13 protein-coding genes and 5 tRNA genes are annotated in these 17,665 nt (G+C 37.6%); all 18 read right to left on the bottom strand.

Annotated elements, in window-relative coordinates; all coding sequences use genetic code 11:
• Nucleotides 1-106: 106 nt before the first annotated feature.
• Nucleotides 107-1,708 carry a sulfatase family protein gene (locus AC04QZ_RS17260; protein WP_478358776.1) on the bottom strand — a complete coding sequence of 534 codons (1,602 nt, stop codon included), beginning with the start codon at nt 1,706-1,708 and terminating at the stop codon, nt 107-109.
• A 141-nt stretch (nt 1,709-1,849) separates the two neighbouring features.
• Entirely contained in the window at nt 1,850-6,136 is a 4,287-nt protein-coding gene (gene rpoC, locus AC04QZ_RS17255) for a DNA-directed RNA polymerase subunit beta' (protein WP_086545154.1), read from the bottom strand.
• Nucleotides 6,137-6,224: 88 nt separating this feature from the next.
• Complete coding sequence (gene rpoB, locus AC04QZ_RS17250; protein WP_057932471.1) at nt 6,225-10,028, bottom strand: DNA-directed RNA polymerase subunit beta; 3,804 nt, start codon at nt 10,026-10,028, stop codon at nt 6,225-6,227.
• A gap of 157 nt (nt 10,029-10,185) precedes the next feature.
• On the bottom strand, nt 10,186-10,563 hold the full coding sequence (gene rplL / locus AC04QZ_RS17245) for a 50S ribosomal protein L7/L12 (RefSeq protein ID WP_010601097.1): 378 nt from the start codon (nt 10,561-10,563) through the stop codon (nt 10,186-10,188).
• A 66-nt stretch (nt 10,564-10,629) separates the two neighbouring features.
• Nucleotides 10,630-11,151, bottom strand: coding sequence for a 50S ribosomal protein L10 (rplJ, locus tag AC04QZ_RS17240; RefSeq protein WP_086545152.1), 522 nt, complete (start codon nt 11,149-11,151; stop codon nt 10,630-10,632).
• A 2-nt stretch (nt 11,152-11,153) separates the two neighbouring features.
• Nucleotides 11,154-11,852 (bottom strand): 50S ribosomal protein L1, encoded by a 699-nt coding sequence (rplA, locus tag AC04QZ_RS17235; protein WP_025143259.1) that lies wholly within the window; start codon nt 11,850-11,852, stop codon nt 11,154-11,156.
• Nucleotides 11,853-11,872: 20 nt separating this feature from the next.
• Nucleotides 11,873-12,316, bottom strand: coding sequence for a 50S ribosomal protein L11 (gene rplK / locus AC04QZ_RS17230; RefSeq protein ID WP_010601094.1), 444 nt, complete (start codon nt 12,314-12,316; stop codon nt 11,873-11,875).
• Nucleotides 12,317-12,678: 362 nt separating this feature from the next.
• A complete protein-coding gene (gene nusG / locus AC04QZ_RS17225) occupies nt 12,679-13,218 on the bottom strand; it encodes a transcription termination/antitermination protein NusG (protein ID WP_025143263.1) in 540 nt (179 codons plus the stop codon).
• A 9-nt stretch (nt 13,219-13,227) separates the two neighbouring features.
• A complete protein-coding gene (secE, locus tag AC04QZ_RS17220; RefSeq protein WP_029279332.1) occupies nt 13,228-13,425 on the bottom strand; it encodes a preprotein translocase subunit SecE in 198 nt (65 codons plus the stop codon).
• A gap of 109 nt (nt 13,426-13,534) precedes the next feature.
• Nucleotides 13,535-13,605 (bottom strand) — tRNA-Trp (locus tag AC04QZ_RS17215).
• Nucleotides 13,606-13,688: 83 nt separating this feature from the next.
• Nucleotides 13,689-14,876: an elongation factor Tu gene (gene tuf / locus AC04QZ_RS17210; protein ID WP_086545150.1), complete on the bottom strand. Its 1,188-nt coding sequence runs from the start codon at nt 14,874-14,876 to the stop codon at nt 13,689-13,691.
• A 121-nt stretch (nt 14,877-14,997) separates the two neighbouring features.
• Nucleotides 14,998-15,069 (bottom strand) — tRNA-Thr (locus AC04QZ_RS17205).
• Between the two features lie 81 nt (nt 15,070-15,150).
• Nucleotides 15,151-15,226, bottom strand: a tRNA-Gly gene (locus tag AC04QZ_RS17200).
• An 81-nt stretch (nt 15,227-15,307) separates the two neighbouring features.
• Nucleotides 15,308-15,390 (bottom strand) — tRNA-Tyr (locus tag AC04QZ_RS17195).
• A gap of 39 nt (nt 15,391-15,429) precedes the next feature.
• Nucleotides 15,430-15,502 (bottom strand) — tRNA-Thr (locus tag AC04QZ_RS17190).
• 552 nt (nt 15,503-16,054) lie between these two features.
• On the bottom strand, nt 16,055-16,402 hold the full coding sequence (gene hpf / locus AC04QZ_RS17185; protein WP_025143266.1) for a ribosome hibernation-promoting factor, HPF/YfiA family: 348 nt from the start codon (nt 16,400-16,402) through the stop codon (nt 16,055-16,057).
• 14 nt (nt 16,403-16,416) lie between these two features.
• Complete coding sequence (locus AC04QZ_RS17180; RefSeq protein WP_478358775.1) at nt 16,417-17,301, bottom strand: tyrosine-type recombinase/integrase; 885 nt, start codon at nt 17,299-17,301, stop codon at nt 16,417-16,419.
• 160 nt (nt 17,302-17,461) lie between these two features.
• Nucleotides 17,462-17,656, bottom strand: a complete 195-nt coding sequence (rpsU, locus tag AC04QZ_RS17175; RefSeq protein ID WP_086549247.1) for a 30S ribosomal protein S21 — start codon at nt 17,654-17,656, stop codon at nt 17,462-17,464.
• Between the last annotated feature and the right edge of the window lie 9 nt (nt 17,657-17,665).

Below are 17,665 nucleotides of genomic sequence, written 5' to 3'. Positions count from 1 at the left end.
AGTTAATTAAACCTTACACAATAAATTAATGGATTGGCAGCCCACACCTACGCAAACGTTTGATAGATTGTAACAAAACGAATACGCAGAACATCGGCAAGAAAAGCTATAAATTCTGATTAAAAACTTTCAGGGCTTCTTTATCATAGTAGGCGATAATTAGCGCCTTAAGTTTCTTTTTAAGCTCATTTTTAATGACCAAATAGTTTTTATCCTCAATTATATTTTTTAATTCTTTGGGATCTTTTTTCAAATCATACATTTCCCAGGCCTCTGTGCCTTTATAAAAACGGGCCAAAACATAACCATCGGTTCGAATGCCAAAATGCGGGGAAACATAATGTGGTCCTGGATATTCGTAATAATGATAATATGCGCCTTCTTTTTTCCAGTTCTTTATTTTTGGATTTTCTAGTACGGGCAAAAAAGACCTACCCTGCATGAAGCCTGGTTTGGAGATGCCTGCAAAATCAAGAATTGTCGGCGCCCAATCAACATTTGAGATGATTTGATCTAATTTTTTATCTTTCATTGCCGAAAGGCCTGGCACACGGATGATGAATGGGGTACGAAGGGATTCTTCATAGATAAAACGTTTATCAAACCAACCATGCTCACCCAGGTAAAAGCCCTGATCTGAGGCATAAATAACAATCGTATTTTCACTTAATCCATTACGATCCAGGTACTCCAGTATTTCTCCAATATTTCTATCCAGTGATTTTGCTGTAGCATAATAGTCTTTCATATATCGTTGAAACTTCCATTCTTTTAACGCATTTCCTGTTAAATTAAGTTGCTGAAATGCTTTCGAAAGCTGACCATAATACGCACGATATGCTTTACTCTGCAGGCTATCCATGCGAGAATACTCTCCCTGCTGATAATAGCGCATCATTGATTCTTCAATCTCTTTTCCTTTTACCGCCGGCTTTGTGGCTTTACCTACACTAACTTTTTCACCAAAAGGTTGATTGATTTTTAAATCGGTTTTAATTGTCATGGCCTCCCCAATACTCATTAATTGCTTAGATGCCGCCGTTCTTCCTTTGTAATCATCGTAAAACGTAGCAGGTAAAGGAAATTTTATCGAGTCGTATGCGCCAAGATCCTGTAAATCGGGCAACCATTCTCTGTGCGTTGCTTTCTCACCTACAACCAGGAAAAAAGGTTTATCCGGATTTCTTTTGTTTAAATAATTTTTTGTCAACTCCGTTATCACCTCCGTTACGTAACCATGGTACAATAAAGTATCATTTTTTTGGTTTATAAAATCCGGATTAAAATAATGTCCCTGTACTGGCATTACATTCCAATAATCAAAACCTTGTGGAAGGCTCCCCAAGTGCCATTTCCCAATCCAGGCCGTTTGATAGCCATTTTCGCTCAATATTTGTGGTAAAAAACGTTGGTTGGTATCTAATACACCGTCGTTAACCTTATAGCCATTTTTATGGCTGTATTGCCCGGTTATAAAGGCTGCCCTGCTTGGTCCGCAAATGGCATTTGATACAATTGCATTGTTAAATAAGGTGCCAGACTTTGCCAGTTTGTCAATATTCGGTGTATGAATCAATTTATTACCATAGGCACTTATTGCCTGATAAGCATGATCATCGGAAAGTATAAAGATGATATTAGGGCGTTTATTTTGAGCAAAAACCGTGGCTTGAAAACATAAGAAAAGAAAGAGAAAAAAATTCTTCATATGGCAAAAATTATTGGATTAGGCTATTGTGTTTAAAACTACATAAATATTTTTTTTTCGCTGCGATGAAAAATAATCGGGTAACAAAAAAGCCTACCGATTTTTACATCGGTAGGCTTAAAATTATTGTTAGATTAAAATCTAAGCTTCTACTTCTTCTTGTTTCGAAGCTAATAATTTATCGTATTCTTCCTGAGAACCAACGATGATTCTTTCGTAACCACGTACACCAGTACCTGAAGGGATTAAGTGACCAACGATCACGTTTTCTTTCAAGCCTAACATATTATCGCGTTTACCTGCAATTGCTGCCTCATTTAATACTTTCGTAGTTTCCTGGAACGAAGCCGCAGAAATGAACGATTTAGTTCCTAATGATGCACGTGTAATACCTTGTAAGATAGAACTTGCCGTTGCTGGTCTTGCATCTCTAACCGTAATCTGTTTTAAATCTTTACGTTTCAATTGAGAATTTTCGTCTCTTAATCTACGTAATGAAACAATCTGACCTGGTTTGAAATCTGTAGAATCACCTGCGTCTTCAACAACTTTCTTGTCGTACATTGCATCGTTCTCATCGGCGAAATCCCAACGGTCAACAGCATTGTTTTCTAAGAAAATAGTATCACCTGGATCTTCAATGTGAACTTTCTGCATCATCTGGTGAACAATTACCTCGAAGTGCTTATCGTTAATTTTCACACCTTGTAAACGGTAAACCTCTTGAATACCATTTACTAAGTATTCTTGAACCGCTGCAGGGCCTTTAATTGATAAGATATCGGCAGGAGAAATTGAACCATCTGATAAAGGCATACCGGCTTTCACAAAGTCGTTATCCTGTACAAGAATGTGTTTCGACAATGGAACCAGGTATTTTTTAACTTCACCATCTTTCGATTCAATTGTGATCTCACGGTTACCACGTTTAACGCCACCTAAAGTTACCACACCATCAATCTCAGTTACTACAGCTGGGTTAGATGGGTTACGTGCTTCAAATAATTCCGTTACACGAGGTAAACCACCTGTAATATCCCGGGTTTTACCAGTTGCACGAGGAATCTTAGCGATAATCTGACCAGTTTGGATAGCTTCACCTTCATCAACTGAAACGTGGGCACCTACCGGAATGTTATAACCTTTGATCATTTCGCCTTTTTTATCAACGATCTGAACTGAAGGGTTTTTAGTTTTATCACGTGTATCGATAATTACTTTTTCACGGTGACCAGTTTGCTCATCTGATTCTTCACGGAAGGTTACACCTTCAATAATGGCATCAAATTGTGCTTTACCGGCAAATTCTGATAGAATAACCGCGTTGTACGGATCCCACGAACAGATTTTATCACCTTTAGAAAGTTTATCACCTTCTTTTACGAATAAGAATGCACCGTAAGGAATGTTGTTGGTTACAATGATACGTCCGGTTCCTGGCTCAACAATTTTGAACTCACCTGAACGACCTAATACCACCTGAACTGTTCCTTCTTCTGTTTGTGTATCAACAGTACGGATATTTTCGAATTCGATTACACCATCAAACTTAGCTACGATGTTAGATTCTGCAGCAATGTTTGATGCAGTACCACCCACGTGGAAAGTACGAAGTGTTAACTGTGTACCCGGCTCACCGATTGACTGTGCTGCAATTACACCAACTGCCTCACCTCTTTGAACGCGTTTACCAGATGCCAAGTTACGGCCATAACATAATGCACAAACACCACGTTTAGATTCGCAGGTTAATACTGAACGGATCTCGATACCTTCTAACGGAGATTCTTCGATCAATTTAGCAACATCTTCGTTAATATCTTCGCCCGCACCTACTAATAATGTATTATCCAAAGGATTGTACACATCATGTAATGAAGTACGGCCTAAAATCCTGTCGTATAATGGCTCAACGATATCTTCCTGATCTTTTAAAGCGGTTGTATACATACCCCTTAAAGTACCACAATCGTTATCGTTAACAATCATATCCTGCGCTACATCATGTAAACGACGGGTTAAGTAACCCGCATCCGCCGTTTTTAACGCCGTATCCGCCAAACCTTTACGTGCACCGTGAGTAGAGATAAAGTACTCTAATACCGATAAACCTTCTTTAAAGTTTGATAAGATCGGGTTTTCGATGATATCGCCACCTGAACCTGATTTTTGAGGTTTCGCCATCAAACCACGCATTCCGCAAAGCTGACGAATCTGCTCTTTAGATCCACGTGCACCTGAATCAAGCATCATGTAAACGGAGTTAAAACCTTGGTTATCTGACGATAACTGGGTCATAACGAATGTAGTTAACCTGTTGTTGATACGGGTCCAGATATCGATAATCTGGTTGTAACGCTCGTTGTTGGTAATGAAACCCATGTTATAGTTGTTTCTTACTTCTTCAACCTCAGCTGCTGCCTGTTCTAATAAAGTATGTTTTTCAACCGGAATGTTTACGTCTTGTAAGTTGAACGATAAACCTCCCTGGAATGCCATTTTGAAACCTAATTCTTTGATATCATCCAAGAATTGAGAAGCACGGGCCATACCAGTCATTTTCACTACTTCACCAATAATATCTCTTAAAGATTTTTTGGTTAATAATTCATTGATATAACCAACTTCTTCAGGAACCATTTGGTTGAACAATACTCTACCTACAGTAGTTTCAGTTAATTTATTAACGATAGAACCATCAGCTTGTTTAACATTTACCCTTACTTTGATAAATGCGTGCAAGTCTAATTCTTTTTCGTTATAAGCAATAATAACTTCTTCCGGAGAATAGAAAGCAGAATCCTGTCCTTTTACCACTCTGGTTTCATCTGTTCTACGGCCTTTAGTAATATAATAAAGACCCAAAACCATATCCTGAGAAGGTACTGTAATTGGTGTACCGTTTGCAGGGTTTAAGATGTTATGTGCTGCAAGCATCAAAACCTGGGCTTCCAAAATTGCGGCATTACCTAACGGTAAGTGCACAGCCATCTGGTCACCATCAAAATCGGCGTTGAATGCAGTACAAACTAACGGGTGTAACTGGATTGCTTTTCCTTCAATTAATTTTGGCTGGAAAGCCTGAATACCTAGTCTGTGTAGCGTAGGTGCACGGTTTAATAATACCGGGTGACCTTTTAATACATTTTCTAAGATATCCCAAACTAACGGATCTTTTCTATCAACGATTTTCTTCGCAGATTTAACTGTTTTTACAACACCACGCTCAATCATCTTACGAATAATGAACGGTTTGTAAAGTTCAGCAGCCATATCTTTCGGAATACCGCACTCGTGTAATTTAAGGCTAGGCCCTACAACAATTACCGAACGAGCTGAATAATCCACACGTTTACCTAATAAGTTCTGACGGAAACGACCTTGTTTACCTTTCAAGATATCTGAAAGTGATTTCAAAGCACGGTTACCTTCAGTTTTTACCGCGTTAACTTTACGTGAGTTATCGAATAACGAATCTACAGCTTCCTGCAACATACGTTTCTCGTTACGTAAAATTACCTCTGGTGCTTTAATCTCGATCAAACGTTTTAAACGGTTGTTACGGATAATTACACGACGGTATAAATCATTTAAATCGGAAGTAGCGAAACGGCCACCTTCTAATGGTACTAAAGGACGTAATTCTGGTGGAATAACCGGAACGATTTTAACAATCATCCACTCAGGGCGATTCTCGATACGTGTATTAGCTCCACGGAAAGCTTCAACAACCTGAAGACGTTTTAAAGCCTCATTTTTACGTTGTTGAGAAGTTTCGTTAGCTGCCTGGTGACGTAAATCATAAGATAAAGTATCTAAATCAATACGTTTTAATAAATCTTCTAATGCTTCAGCACCCATTTTGGCGATGAATTTATTAGGATCCTTATCATCCAGGTATTGGTTTTCTTTAGGTAATTTATCTAAGATATCTAAATATTCTTCTTCCGTTAAGAAGTCCATATAGTTGATACCTTCTTCAGCCATTAAGCCTGATTGAATAACTACGTAACGCTCGTAATAGATAATTAAATCTAATTTTTTAGTAGGTAAACCTAATAAATAACCGATTTTGTTTGGTAAAGAGCGGAAGTACCAGATGTGTGCAACAGGAACCACTAAAGCAATGTGGCCCATACGCTCACGACGTACTTTTTTCTCCGTTACTTCAACACCACAACGATCGCAAACAATACCTTTATAACGGATACGTTTGTATTTACCGCAATGACATTCGTAATCTTTTACCGGACCAAAAATACGCTCACAGAACAAACCATCACGCTCAGGTTTGTAAGTACGGTAGTTAATGGTTTCTGGTTTCAACACCTCACCGCTTGAACGTTCCAAAATAATTTCTGGAGACGATAAGCTAATCGTGATTGATGTGAAATTGCTTTTTAATTTATTATCCTTTTTGTAAGACATACTTATGTAAGGTTAAAGGCGTAGGGTTTAAGGTTTAGGGCGTAGGGTTTAAAACCTTTCACCTTATACCTTAAACCTTCTACCTTATTTAATCTAATGTAATATCTAAACCTAATCCGCGTAACTCATGTACCAATACGTTAAACGATTCTGGCACACCTGGCGTTGGTAGGTTTTCACCTTTAACAATGGCTTCGTAAGTTTTGGCTCTTCCGATTACATCATCCGATTTAACGGTTAAGATCTCCTGAAGAATATTAGCTGCACCGAATGCCTCTAATGCCCAAACCTCCATCTCACCAAAACGCTGACCACCGAACTGGGCTTTACCACCCAATGGTTGTTGTGTAATTAATGAGTATGGTCCGATTGAACGGGCGTGCATCTTATCATCAACCATGTGACCTAATTTCAACATGTAGATAATACCTACAGTTGTAGTCTGATCGAAACGCTCACCTGTTAAACCATTGTATAAGTAGGTTTTTCCTGAAGCAGGAACTCCTGCTTTAGCGATCCATTCTTCCACCTCATCATGCGTAGCGCCATCAAAAATCGGGGTTGCAAATTTAACACCCAATTCTTTACCAGCCCATGCCAATACGGTTTCGTAGATCTGACCAAGGTTCATACGTGAAGGTACACCCAGTGGGTTCAACACGATATCAACCGGACTACCATCAGCTAAGAAAGGCATATCTTCATCACGTACAATACGTGCAACAATACCTTTGTTACCGTGGCGACCCGCCATTTTATCACCTACTTTTAATTTACGTTTTTTAGCTACATAAACTTTTGCCATCTGTACGATTCCTGAAGGAAGCTCATCACCTACACTGATCGCGAATTTATCACGTTTGTAAGCACCAAGTTCTTCGTTAACACGGATACCGTAGTTGTGAAGCAACATTTTAATCATCTCGTTTTTATCATCATCAGTAGTCCATTTGTTAGGGCTAATGTGATTATAATCAAGCTCAGCTAAAATTTTCTGAGTAAATTTAGCGCCTTTAGCAACCAATAATTCTTTGTAAATGTTAAATACACCCTGAGATGTTTTACCGTTTACGATGGTGAATAATTTATCAACTAATTCTGCTTTTAATTTCTCAGTGATATTGTTATATCCTTTGTCTAATTTCTCAATTGCCGATTTTTCCTCAGCTTTTGTCGTTTTCTTAGCACGGCTGAATAATTTAGTATCAATTACTACACCCTGGATTGAAGGAGGAGTTTTTAAAGACGCATCTTTAACATCACCTGCTTTATCACCAAAAATTGCACGTAGTAATTTCTCTTCCGGTGAAGGATCAGACTCACCTTTCGGCGTAATCTTACCAATTAAAATATCACCTTCTTTTACGTCAGCACCAATACGGATAATACCATTTTCATCAAGGTCTTTAGTAGCCTCTTCAGAAACGTTCGGGATATCTGGTGTTAATTCCTCTTCTCCACGTTTAGTATCACGTACTTCTAATTCAAACTCTTCAATATGCAATGAAGTGAAAACGTCATCACGAACAATACGCTCGTTAATTACAATCGCATCCTCAAAGTTGAAACCTTGCCAAGGCATGAATGCCACTTTCAAGTTTCTACCTAATGCTAATTCACCATTTTCAGTTGCATAACCTTCGCAAAGTACTTGTCCTTTAGTTACTTTCTGACCTTTCTTAACGATTGGTTTCAAGTTGATACAAGTATTCTGGTTGGTTTTTTTGAATTTAATTAAACGGTAAGTTTTGCTGTCACCTTCAAATGAAACTAAACGATCATCTTCGTTACGCTCATATTTAATGGTGATTTCGTTAGCATCAACATACTCTACAACACCGTCACCTTCTGCATTGATCAAAGTTCTTGAGTCACGTGCAACGCGACCTTCTAAACCTGTACCTACAATTGGTGCTTCAGGACGTAACAATGGTACGGCCTGACGTTGCATGTTCGATCCCATCAAAGCCCTGTTCGCATCATCATGTTCTAAGAACGGAATTAACGAAGCAGCGATTGAAGTAATCTGGTTAGGTGCAACGTCCATTAAGTCTAATTTCTCAGGCTCAATAATCGGGAAGTCACCCTCGTAACGCGCTTTAACACGTGGTGTGGTAAAGTTACCTTTATCATCATACTCTGCATTAGCCTGAGCGATGGTTTTACCATCTTCATCTTCTGCAGATAAATAAATAACGTCTGAATCTACAACTACTTTACCATCTTCAACACGTTTGTAAGGTGTTTCAATGAAACCTAAATTATTGATTTTTGCATGCACACAAAGTGATGAAATTAAACCAATGTTTGGTCCCTCTGGCGTTTCAATCGTACATAAACGACCATAGTGCGTGTAGTGAACGTCACGTACCTCGAAACCGGCACGCTCACGTGATAAACCACCTGGACCTAGGGCCGATAAACGGCGTTTGTGCGTGATCTCTGCTAATGGATTGGTTTGATCCATGAACTGAGATAACTGGTTAGTACCAAAGAAAGAGTTGATCACTGATGATAACGTACGGGCGTTAATCAAATCAGTTGGTGTAAACACCTCGTTATCGCGAATGTTCATACGCTCACGGATTGTTCTGGCCATACGGGCTAAACCAACACCAAATTGTGCGTATAATTGCTCACCTACCGTACGTACACGACGGTTAGACAGGTGATCGATATCATCTACCTCTTCTTTTGAGTTGATCAATTTGATCAGGTATTTTACAATTGCAATAATATCTGCTTTTGTTAATACTTTAACCTCATCAGGGGTATTCATTTTTAATTTACGGTTGATGCGGTAACGACCAACATCTCCTAAATCGTAACGTTTATCTGAGAAGAATAAACGATCAATGATACCACGTGCTGTTTCCTCATCAGGTGGTTCTGCGTTACGCAAAGCACGATAGATGTTTTCTACAGCTTCTTTTTCTGAGTTTGATGTATCTTTCTGTAATGTATTATATATAATGGTATAATCAGCCTGACTTGCGCCATCTTCTTTTGATAAGATGATGCTTTTTACGCCAGCTTCGATAACCATATCAATGTGTTCGTCTTCTAAAACGGTTTCTCTTTCAAGAATCACTTCATTACGGTCGATTGAAACTACCTCACCAGTATCTTCATCAACAAAATCTTCAACCCATTTTTTCAATACCCTTGCAGCCAGTTTACGACCGATGTATTTCTTTAAACCTGATTTACTAACTTTTACTTCGTCAGCAAGATCGAAAAGTTCCAAGATATCTTTATCAGAATCGTAACCGATAGCACGTAATAAAGTGGTAACCGGGAATTTTTTCTTACGATCGATGTAAGCATACATCACGTTATTAACGTCTGTAGCAAACTCGATCCATGAACCTTTGAAAGGAATTACACGGGCAGAATACAATTTGGTTCCGTTAGTGTGACGGCTTTGACCGAAGAACACTCCTGGAGAACGGTGTAATTGCGAAACGATAACACGTTCTGCACCGTTGATAACAAATGTACCTTTTGGTGTCATATACGGGATCGTACCTAAGTACACATCCTGGATAATGGTTTCAAAATCTTCATGTTCTACATCATTACAAGAAAGCTTTAGCTTTGCCTTTAATGGAACATTGTAGGTTAATCCACGCTCAATACACTCGTGTATATCGTAACGTGGCGGATCAACAAAATAATCAAGAAACTCTAATACGAAGATATTTCTTGAATCTGTTATTGGAAAGTTTTCAGCAAACACTTTAAACAAACCTTCGCTAGAGCGATCGTCTGATGTGGTATCTATCTGGAAAAATTCTCTGAATGATTGCAATTGCACATCCAGAAAATCCGGATAGTCTATAATGTGCTTACTAGTTGCAAAATTTACTCTTTGTTCGACTGTCTTTGCCAATGGACTAAAAGATTTTAGTTTAAGAATAAACTATTTGTTTGGTTCAGATTTCAAACAGGCTCATTAACCAAACAAAATGAGATGTTTATAAACAGGTAAAGACACCGACATTTTCAGTCGGTGTCTAATACATTTTTAGCTTAGCTAAGTTAAGTGATTACTTAATCTCAACTACTGCTCCAGCTTCTTCTAATTGTTTTTTAAGAGCTTCTGCTTCGTCTTTAGCAACACCAGCTTTTAATTCTTTTGGTGCTCCGTCTACTAAGTCTTTAGCTTCTTTCAAACCTAAACCAGTTAAGTCTTTAACCAGTTTTACAACTGCTAATTTCTGACCACCAGCTTCTTTTAAGATTACATCAAAAGATGTTTTTTCTGCAGCAGCAGCAGGTGCATCACCACCGGCAGCAGGACCAGCAACTACAGCAGCAGCTGCAGGCTCAATACCATACTCATCTTTTAAGATTTGAGCTAATTCATTAACTTCTTTTACTGTTAAGTTTACTAATTGCTCAGCAAACGCTTTTAAATCTGCCATTTTATTAAGATTTTAAAAATTTACGTGTGTAATAATTTTGTTTAATTTGCGAACTTAAGGTGTTCGTTAACCTTCTCTTTCTTGAAGAGTTTTAACAATTCCTGCAATTTTGTTACCGCCTGACTGAAGCGCAGATAGAACATTTTTAGCTGGTGACTGTAATAATCCAATGATATCGCCAATAAGCTCTTCTCTTGATTTTAAGCTTACTAAGTTATTCAATTGGTCGTCGCCAACGTATACTGATGAATCTATATATGCTGCTTTAAGCACTGGTTTATCAGATGTTTTTCTCAAAGTTTTGATCAACTTAGCCGGAGCGTTTGCTGTTTTTGAGAATAATAATGATGATGAACCTTTAAGGGCTTCGTATATCTCAGAAGCATCGCCATCTAAACCTTCAATCGCTTTGCGGATTAAAGAGTTTTTAGCAACCTTCATTACGATATCACCTTCGAAACATTTGCGGCGGATGTTATTGATCTGCTCTACAGAAAGGCTAGAAGTATCAGCAATATAAAAATTGCCAAACTCTTGCATTTGTCCTTGTAGTTCTAAAACTACTTCGTTTTTTTCTTCTCTGTTCATGATTAGATCCCCGCTACTGATTTTGTTTCAATTGCAATCCCAGGACTCATTGTAGAAGACACGTGAATGCTCTTAAAATAAGTTCCTTTTGCAGCAGATGGTTTTAATTTAGAAATTACTTGAATAATCTCAAGTGCATTCTCATAAATTTTGTCTGCTGGGAATGATACTTTTCCTATCGAGGCGTGTATGATACCCGTTTTGTCTACTTTAAAATCAATTTTACCTGCTTTAACCTCTGTTACAGCTTTACCAACTTCGTTAGTTACTGTACCAGATTTTGGGTTAGGCATTAAGTTCCTTGGACCTAAAACACGGCCCAATTTACCTACCTTAGCCATACAAGCTGGTGTAGTGATAATAATGTCTACATCGGTCCAACCACCTTCAATTTTAGCTACATACTCGTCTAAACCTACGAAGTCTGCGCCAGCTGCTTTTGCTTCTTCTTCCTTATCAGGAGTTACTAAAGCTAAAACACGTACAGTTTTACCTGTTCCGTGTGGTAAAGTAGCAATACCACGTACCATTTGATTGGCTTTACGCGGATCTACTCCTAAAGATACATCAATATCAACTGAAGCATCGAATTTAGTCGTAGTGATTTCTTTTACCAAAGCAGCAGCATCCTTCAAAGTATAAGCTTTACCAGCTTCTATCTTAGCATGTGCCTTTTTTTGATTTTTAGTTAATTTCGCCACTGTTGTAAACTGTTTTTTAATTAATTGTTCCAGGGTGCGTCACCAGAAACGGTGATTCCCATACTGCGTGCTGTACCGGCAACCATACTCATTGCAGATTCGATCGTAAATGCATTTAAATCAGGCATTTTATCTTCAGCAATAACTTTAATCTGGTCCCAGGTCACCGATCCAACTTTTTTACGGTTAGGCTCAGCAGAACCACTCTGTAATTTAGTAGCATCTTTTAACTGGATAGCTACAGGAGGGGTTTTGATGATGAAATCGAATGACTTATCAGCATAAACAGTAATTACAACTGGCAATACTTTACCTGCTTTATCTTGGGTACGAGCGTTGTACTGTTTGCAAAACTCCATAATGTTCACCCCTTTAGCACCTAATGCAGGTCCTACTGGTGGCGATGGATTTGCCGCTCCGCCTTTGATCTGTAATTTGATCATTGCACTGACTTCTTTTGCCATTTTGTGTTTTTTGTTTATTTAAAACTCAATGTTAAATATTGGAAGCATGTAACATTTAATTCCTTATAGCTCCTATAAAGCTTAAAGGACTGCAAAGATATGGATAATATTGTATTACTGCAATAGATATAGAGAAATATATTTCATTATATATAATATGTGAAATATACTCGAAAAACTAAATTACTTACAAGACTACAATTGATTGCTTCAAGCTATTACAAAGCCTGCTTCTCTGTTTGCACTAAGTAAATTAGATCTCAAAGTTTTTATTAATAAGCAAAGCGATATCAAAAGTGTTTAAAAAGAAAAAAACCGCATAACGTTAATTTTGCGGTTTTTTTATATCTTAAAAAGATTACTTACTCTTTTTCTACCTGCATGTAGTTAAGTTCAAGTGGTGTTTTACGTCCAAAGATTTTAACCATTACTTTCAGTTTTTTCTTCTCTTCGTTTACCTCTTCGATAATACCAGAGAAACCATTGAAAGGTCCGTCCATTACTTTGATGCCTTCGCCCACATAGTAAGGCACATTCATCGTTTCACCCTGCTCGCTCATTTCATCAACCACACCTAAAATACGGTTCACTTCTGCCTGGCGCATTGGGATTGGATTACCGGCTTTATCACCTAAGAAACCAATAACGCTGTTAATTCCTTTAATGATGTGTTCTAATTCTCCATCTAATGTAGCTTCGATTAAAACATAACCAGGATAGAAGTTACGTTCTTTGGCAATTTTTTTACCGTCTTTCATTTGGTAATATTTTTCCATTGGTATTAAAACCTGAGGAACCAAATGAGAGAAACCTAAACGGCTGATCTCAGCATCAATGTACTGTTTTACTTTCTTTTCTTTACCGCTAACAGCCCTTACAACGTACCACTTTAGATCGCTCATTAGTAAATATTAATTAGAAAGTGATTTATAAAAAGTATCTAACACAAATGTTGATCCTTTATCCATTGCAAAAATAACCAATGCAATAATTAAAGAAGCCACTAATACAAGAATTGCAGAACTTTGCAGTTCACCCCAGGTAGGCCATGTAACCTTCTGGGTCATTTCATCGTACGATTCTTTTATAAACTCAACTACTTTAGCCATATTTAATTTATTGAATGACAGAATGACTAAATGAGTGAATGATAATATTCGAAAGCTTACTTTCAAATTCAATCATTCACTCATTCAATTACTCAACCATTGTTTTGAGCACGGGAACAAGGATTCGAACCCTGATCAAAGGTTTTGGAGACCTCTATTCTACCGTTGAACTATTCCCGTATTTAGAAAGCGAAGTGTTTAAGTGTATAAACACTTCGCTTTTCTTATTTTACTTAAAGCCCCGGTAAACCGGGATTTAAGATTTATTTTAAAATTTCAGTTACCTGACCAGCACCTACTGTTCTACCACCTTCACGGATAGCGAAACGTAGACCTTTTTCCATTGCGATAGCGTTGATCAACTTTACAGTGATGGTAACGTTATCACCTGGCATTACCATTTCAGTACCTTCAGCTAGTGAAATCTCACCAGTAACGTCTGTAGTACGGAAATAGAATTGAGGACGGTATTTGTTGAAGAATGGTGTGTGACGACCACCTTCTGCTTTTGATAATACATAGATCTCAGCTTTGAAATCAGTGTGAGGCGTTACTGAACCTGGTTTACAGATTACCATACCACGACGGATATCAGTTTTCTCAATACCACGTAACAATAAACCTACGTTATCACCAGCTTCACCGTAATCTAAGATTTTACGGAACATCTCAACACCAGTTACTGTAGATTTTAAGTTCTCAGCACCCATACCTAAGATCTCAACCGGATCTCCAGAGTTGATTACACCACGCTCAATACGACCAGTAGCAACAGTACCACGACCAGTAATTGAGAATACGTCTTCAACAGGCATTAAGAATGGAAGATCAGTTAAACGTGGAGGAATTGGAATGTAGCTATCAACAGCATCCATTAATTCCATAATTTTTCCAACCCATTTAGGATCGCCGTTTAATCCACCTAATGCAGAACCTTGGATTACAGGAATATCATCACCTGGGAATTCGTAGAATGATAATAATTCACGAACTTCCATTTCTACTAATTCTAATAATTCAGGATCATCAACCATATCCACTTTATTCATGAATACAACTAATGAAGGTACACCAACCTGACGAGCTAATAAGATGTGCTCGCGAGTTTGTGGCATTGGACCATCAGTAGCAGCAACAACGATAATTGCACCGTCCATCTGAGCAGCACCAGTAACCATGTTTTTCACGTAATCCGCGTGACCTGGACAGTCAACGTGTGCATAGTGACGGTTAGCTGTTGAATACTCAACGTGAGCTGTATTGATTGTAATACCTCTTTCTTTTTCCTCTGGAGCAGAGTCAATTGAATCGAATGAACGTGCCTCAGTTAAACCAGCATCAGCCAAAACTTTTGTAATAGCTGCTGTTAAAGTTGTTTTACCGTGATCGACGTGACCGATTGTACCGATGTTTAAGTGCGGTTTACTGCGGTCAAATTTTTCTTTTGCCATTTTATTTATAACTAATTAGTAGGTTAACTTTTTATTATTTTTTTATTTATTGTTATTTCAACACAAAAAACCTTGTCTACTCTGCTTATTAAACAGATTTAACAAAGCTTTATTATACCTGAGCCAACTATGGGAATTGAACCCATGACCTCTTCCTTACCAAGGAAGTGCTCTACCGCTGAGCTAAGTCGGCTTTTTAGTTTCCAGTTTCAGCCTTTTTAGTTTTATCCAAATTAAAACTGTTACCAATAACTGCCCACTTTCTAATTTTTATTGGAGCGGAAGACGAGGTTCGAACTCGCGACCTATAGCTTGGAAGGCTATCGCTCTACCAACTGAGCTACTTCCGCTTTTAAAAACTAGTGATTGATTAAATGAAAGAATGATAGAAATAATCTCTCATTAAAACATTTGGTCGTTCATTTAAAGTGTGGGGAGAGAAGGATTCGAACCTTCGAAATCTTGCGATAACAGAGTTACAGTCTGTCCCATTTGGCCGCTCTGGAATCTCCCCATTTTTTACTTTAAAATGCTAACACTTTAAAATAAAAAGAGCCTCCTATCGGAATCGAACCAATGACCTACTGATTACAAGTCAGTTGCTCTACCAGCTGAGCTAAGGAGGCTTTAAATTTTGTGCAATGATACGAAAAATCTTCATTTTTCATACTATTAACGTGTTTTTTTAAAACTTTTATCTTTTTAAAGAACAACCCTTTTCTTCCTGGCCTAACGCCGTTTCCGAAAGGGAATGCAAATATACACACTTATATTTCACTTCAAAATAAATTTGAAAAAAAATACTGAACTTTTTTAGCCCATTCATTCAATTAGGCCGATTTAAAATAATAGGTACTTCATAATCAGCCGCTTTGCCTGCGCTTAAATTTGTATTATTTTTTTTAACTTTTTAGGTGTTCTAAACGAATACGAATCGGTTTTTAAGTTTAATCGTACTTTCCCCTGCTGTCTGCTGCTTTGCCGCCATTGCCCTTTACATACGCTACCGCCACTAAATCGTTTCTATTCTTCTTGATTTTTTTAAAAAAATCATTCGATACCATAATTCCTTAGTCAATAACAATTAAAAAATAGTGGCAAATTCCTCAAGGTAGTGCATAAAAAAAAAGGCAACATAATCATTAATCATGTTGCCTTTTCTTAATCTAAGCTGATTTTTAGTAATCAGCGGCTTCGCTTTCGCTTAAAATTGCTTTATGCTCGCTTAATTTTGCGCGTGTTTTATCTTTGTGTTTCGTAATCTGCTTTCTTAACGATTCAATAGCCAGATCGGTGGCTTCTTCAAATGATTTACATTGTTCTTTAGCGAAGAGGGTTCCTCCGGGCACAATGAGTTTTATCTCACTAATTTTATTGGCCTCATCCTCTACGTTCTCTAACTTTAAATACACTTCTCCGCTAATGATCTGGTCAAAAAACTGATCTAGCTTATTTGCTTTTTTTTGTATAAAATCTAACAACTTACTGTCTGCACTGAAGTGGATTGATTGAACTCCGATTTTCATTTTTCCTCCTTTTTTTATGCCTTTGGATGGGCTTGTTTATAAATTGTTTTTAATCTTTCGATTGAATTGTGGGTGTAAACCTGGGTTGCCGCTAAACTGGCATGACCCAAAAGTTCTTTAATTGCATTTAGATCTGCTCCTGCATTTAACAGGCTTGTTGCATAACTGTGCCGAAGCACGTGGGGACTTTTCTTCTCATTGGTTGATACGTGGTTTAGGTATGAGGTAACAATACGGTATATTAATTTTGGATATGCCGCTGCACCTGTATTGGTAACGATTAAGATAAGCAAATTGTTATTAAAGTTTTGCAACTTTTTTAGCTCAATGTAGGTATTTACCTGATTAATAAGCTGTTTATTTACGGGGATGATCCGTTCTTTATTTCTTTTACCCAGCACCTTTATCGTTCCCGAATAAATATCAATATCGGTATCCTTTAACTGAAGCAGTTCTGTTAAACGCATGCCTGTTCCATAAAGCAGTTCGATGACCAGGTGATCGCGAACGGATGGGAAACTTTCGTCAAAATAATGCTCGGAATCCAGTAGATGATCCATTTTTTGTGTATCAACAAATACCGGTAGCCTTTTGGGTATTTTGGGTGCCTTAATTAAAACAGTAGGGTTTTGATCAATTTCTCCGGTTCGCTGTAAAAATTTATAAAAGCTCCTTAAGGTCGAAATTTTTCTATTGATGGTATACTCTGATATTTTGTTCTCCATCAGATCTACCATATAACTCCTCAGATGAACATGTTTTACTTTTAAAAAATTCAGACTGAACGTATGATTGATGTACTCTTCAAACTGATCTAAATCGGTTTGATAAGAGGTAATGGTGTGCTGAGAATAGCGCTTCTCGTGAGTTAAATAGGTTATAAAACTTTTTAGCAACATTCAATATCTTTTTGCCGGGACTGATATGAAGTTACAAATAGTTTTGATATAAAGAAATCATTAATTAATTGTTTATTGTAAAGTTTTGATTTCTTTTTTAAAAAAAAAGTCCTCCCGATTTAACATCTGGAGGACTTTAATGTATTTATATCTTAAACAACTATGCAGTTGTATCTTGATTCATATTCTGAATGTAAACAGCATGTTTAATTTCAGTACGGCGAGCAACGGATTTTTTCTCGTATGCTTGGCGACTACGTAGTTCTCTCAATACACCAGTTTTTTCAAACTTTTTCTTGAAACGTTTAAGGGCTTTATCTAATGATTCGCCGTCTTTAATGTTGATAATGATCATAACGCTGAA

It is taken from the genome of Pedobacter folensis, assembly GCF_056490665.1.
The sequence above is the reverse complement of the archived record's forward strand: the minus strand, read 5'-3'. Positions and strand labels throughout refer to the sequence as shown.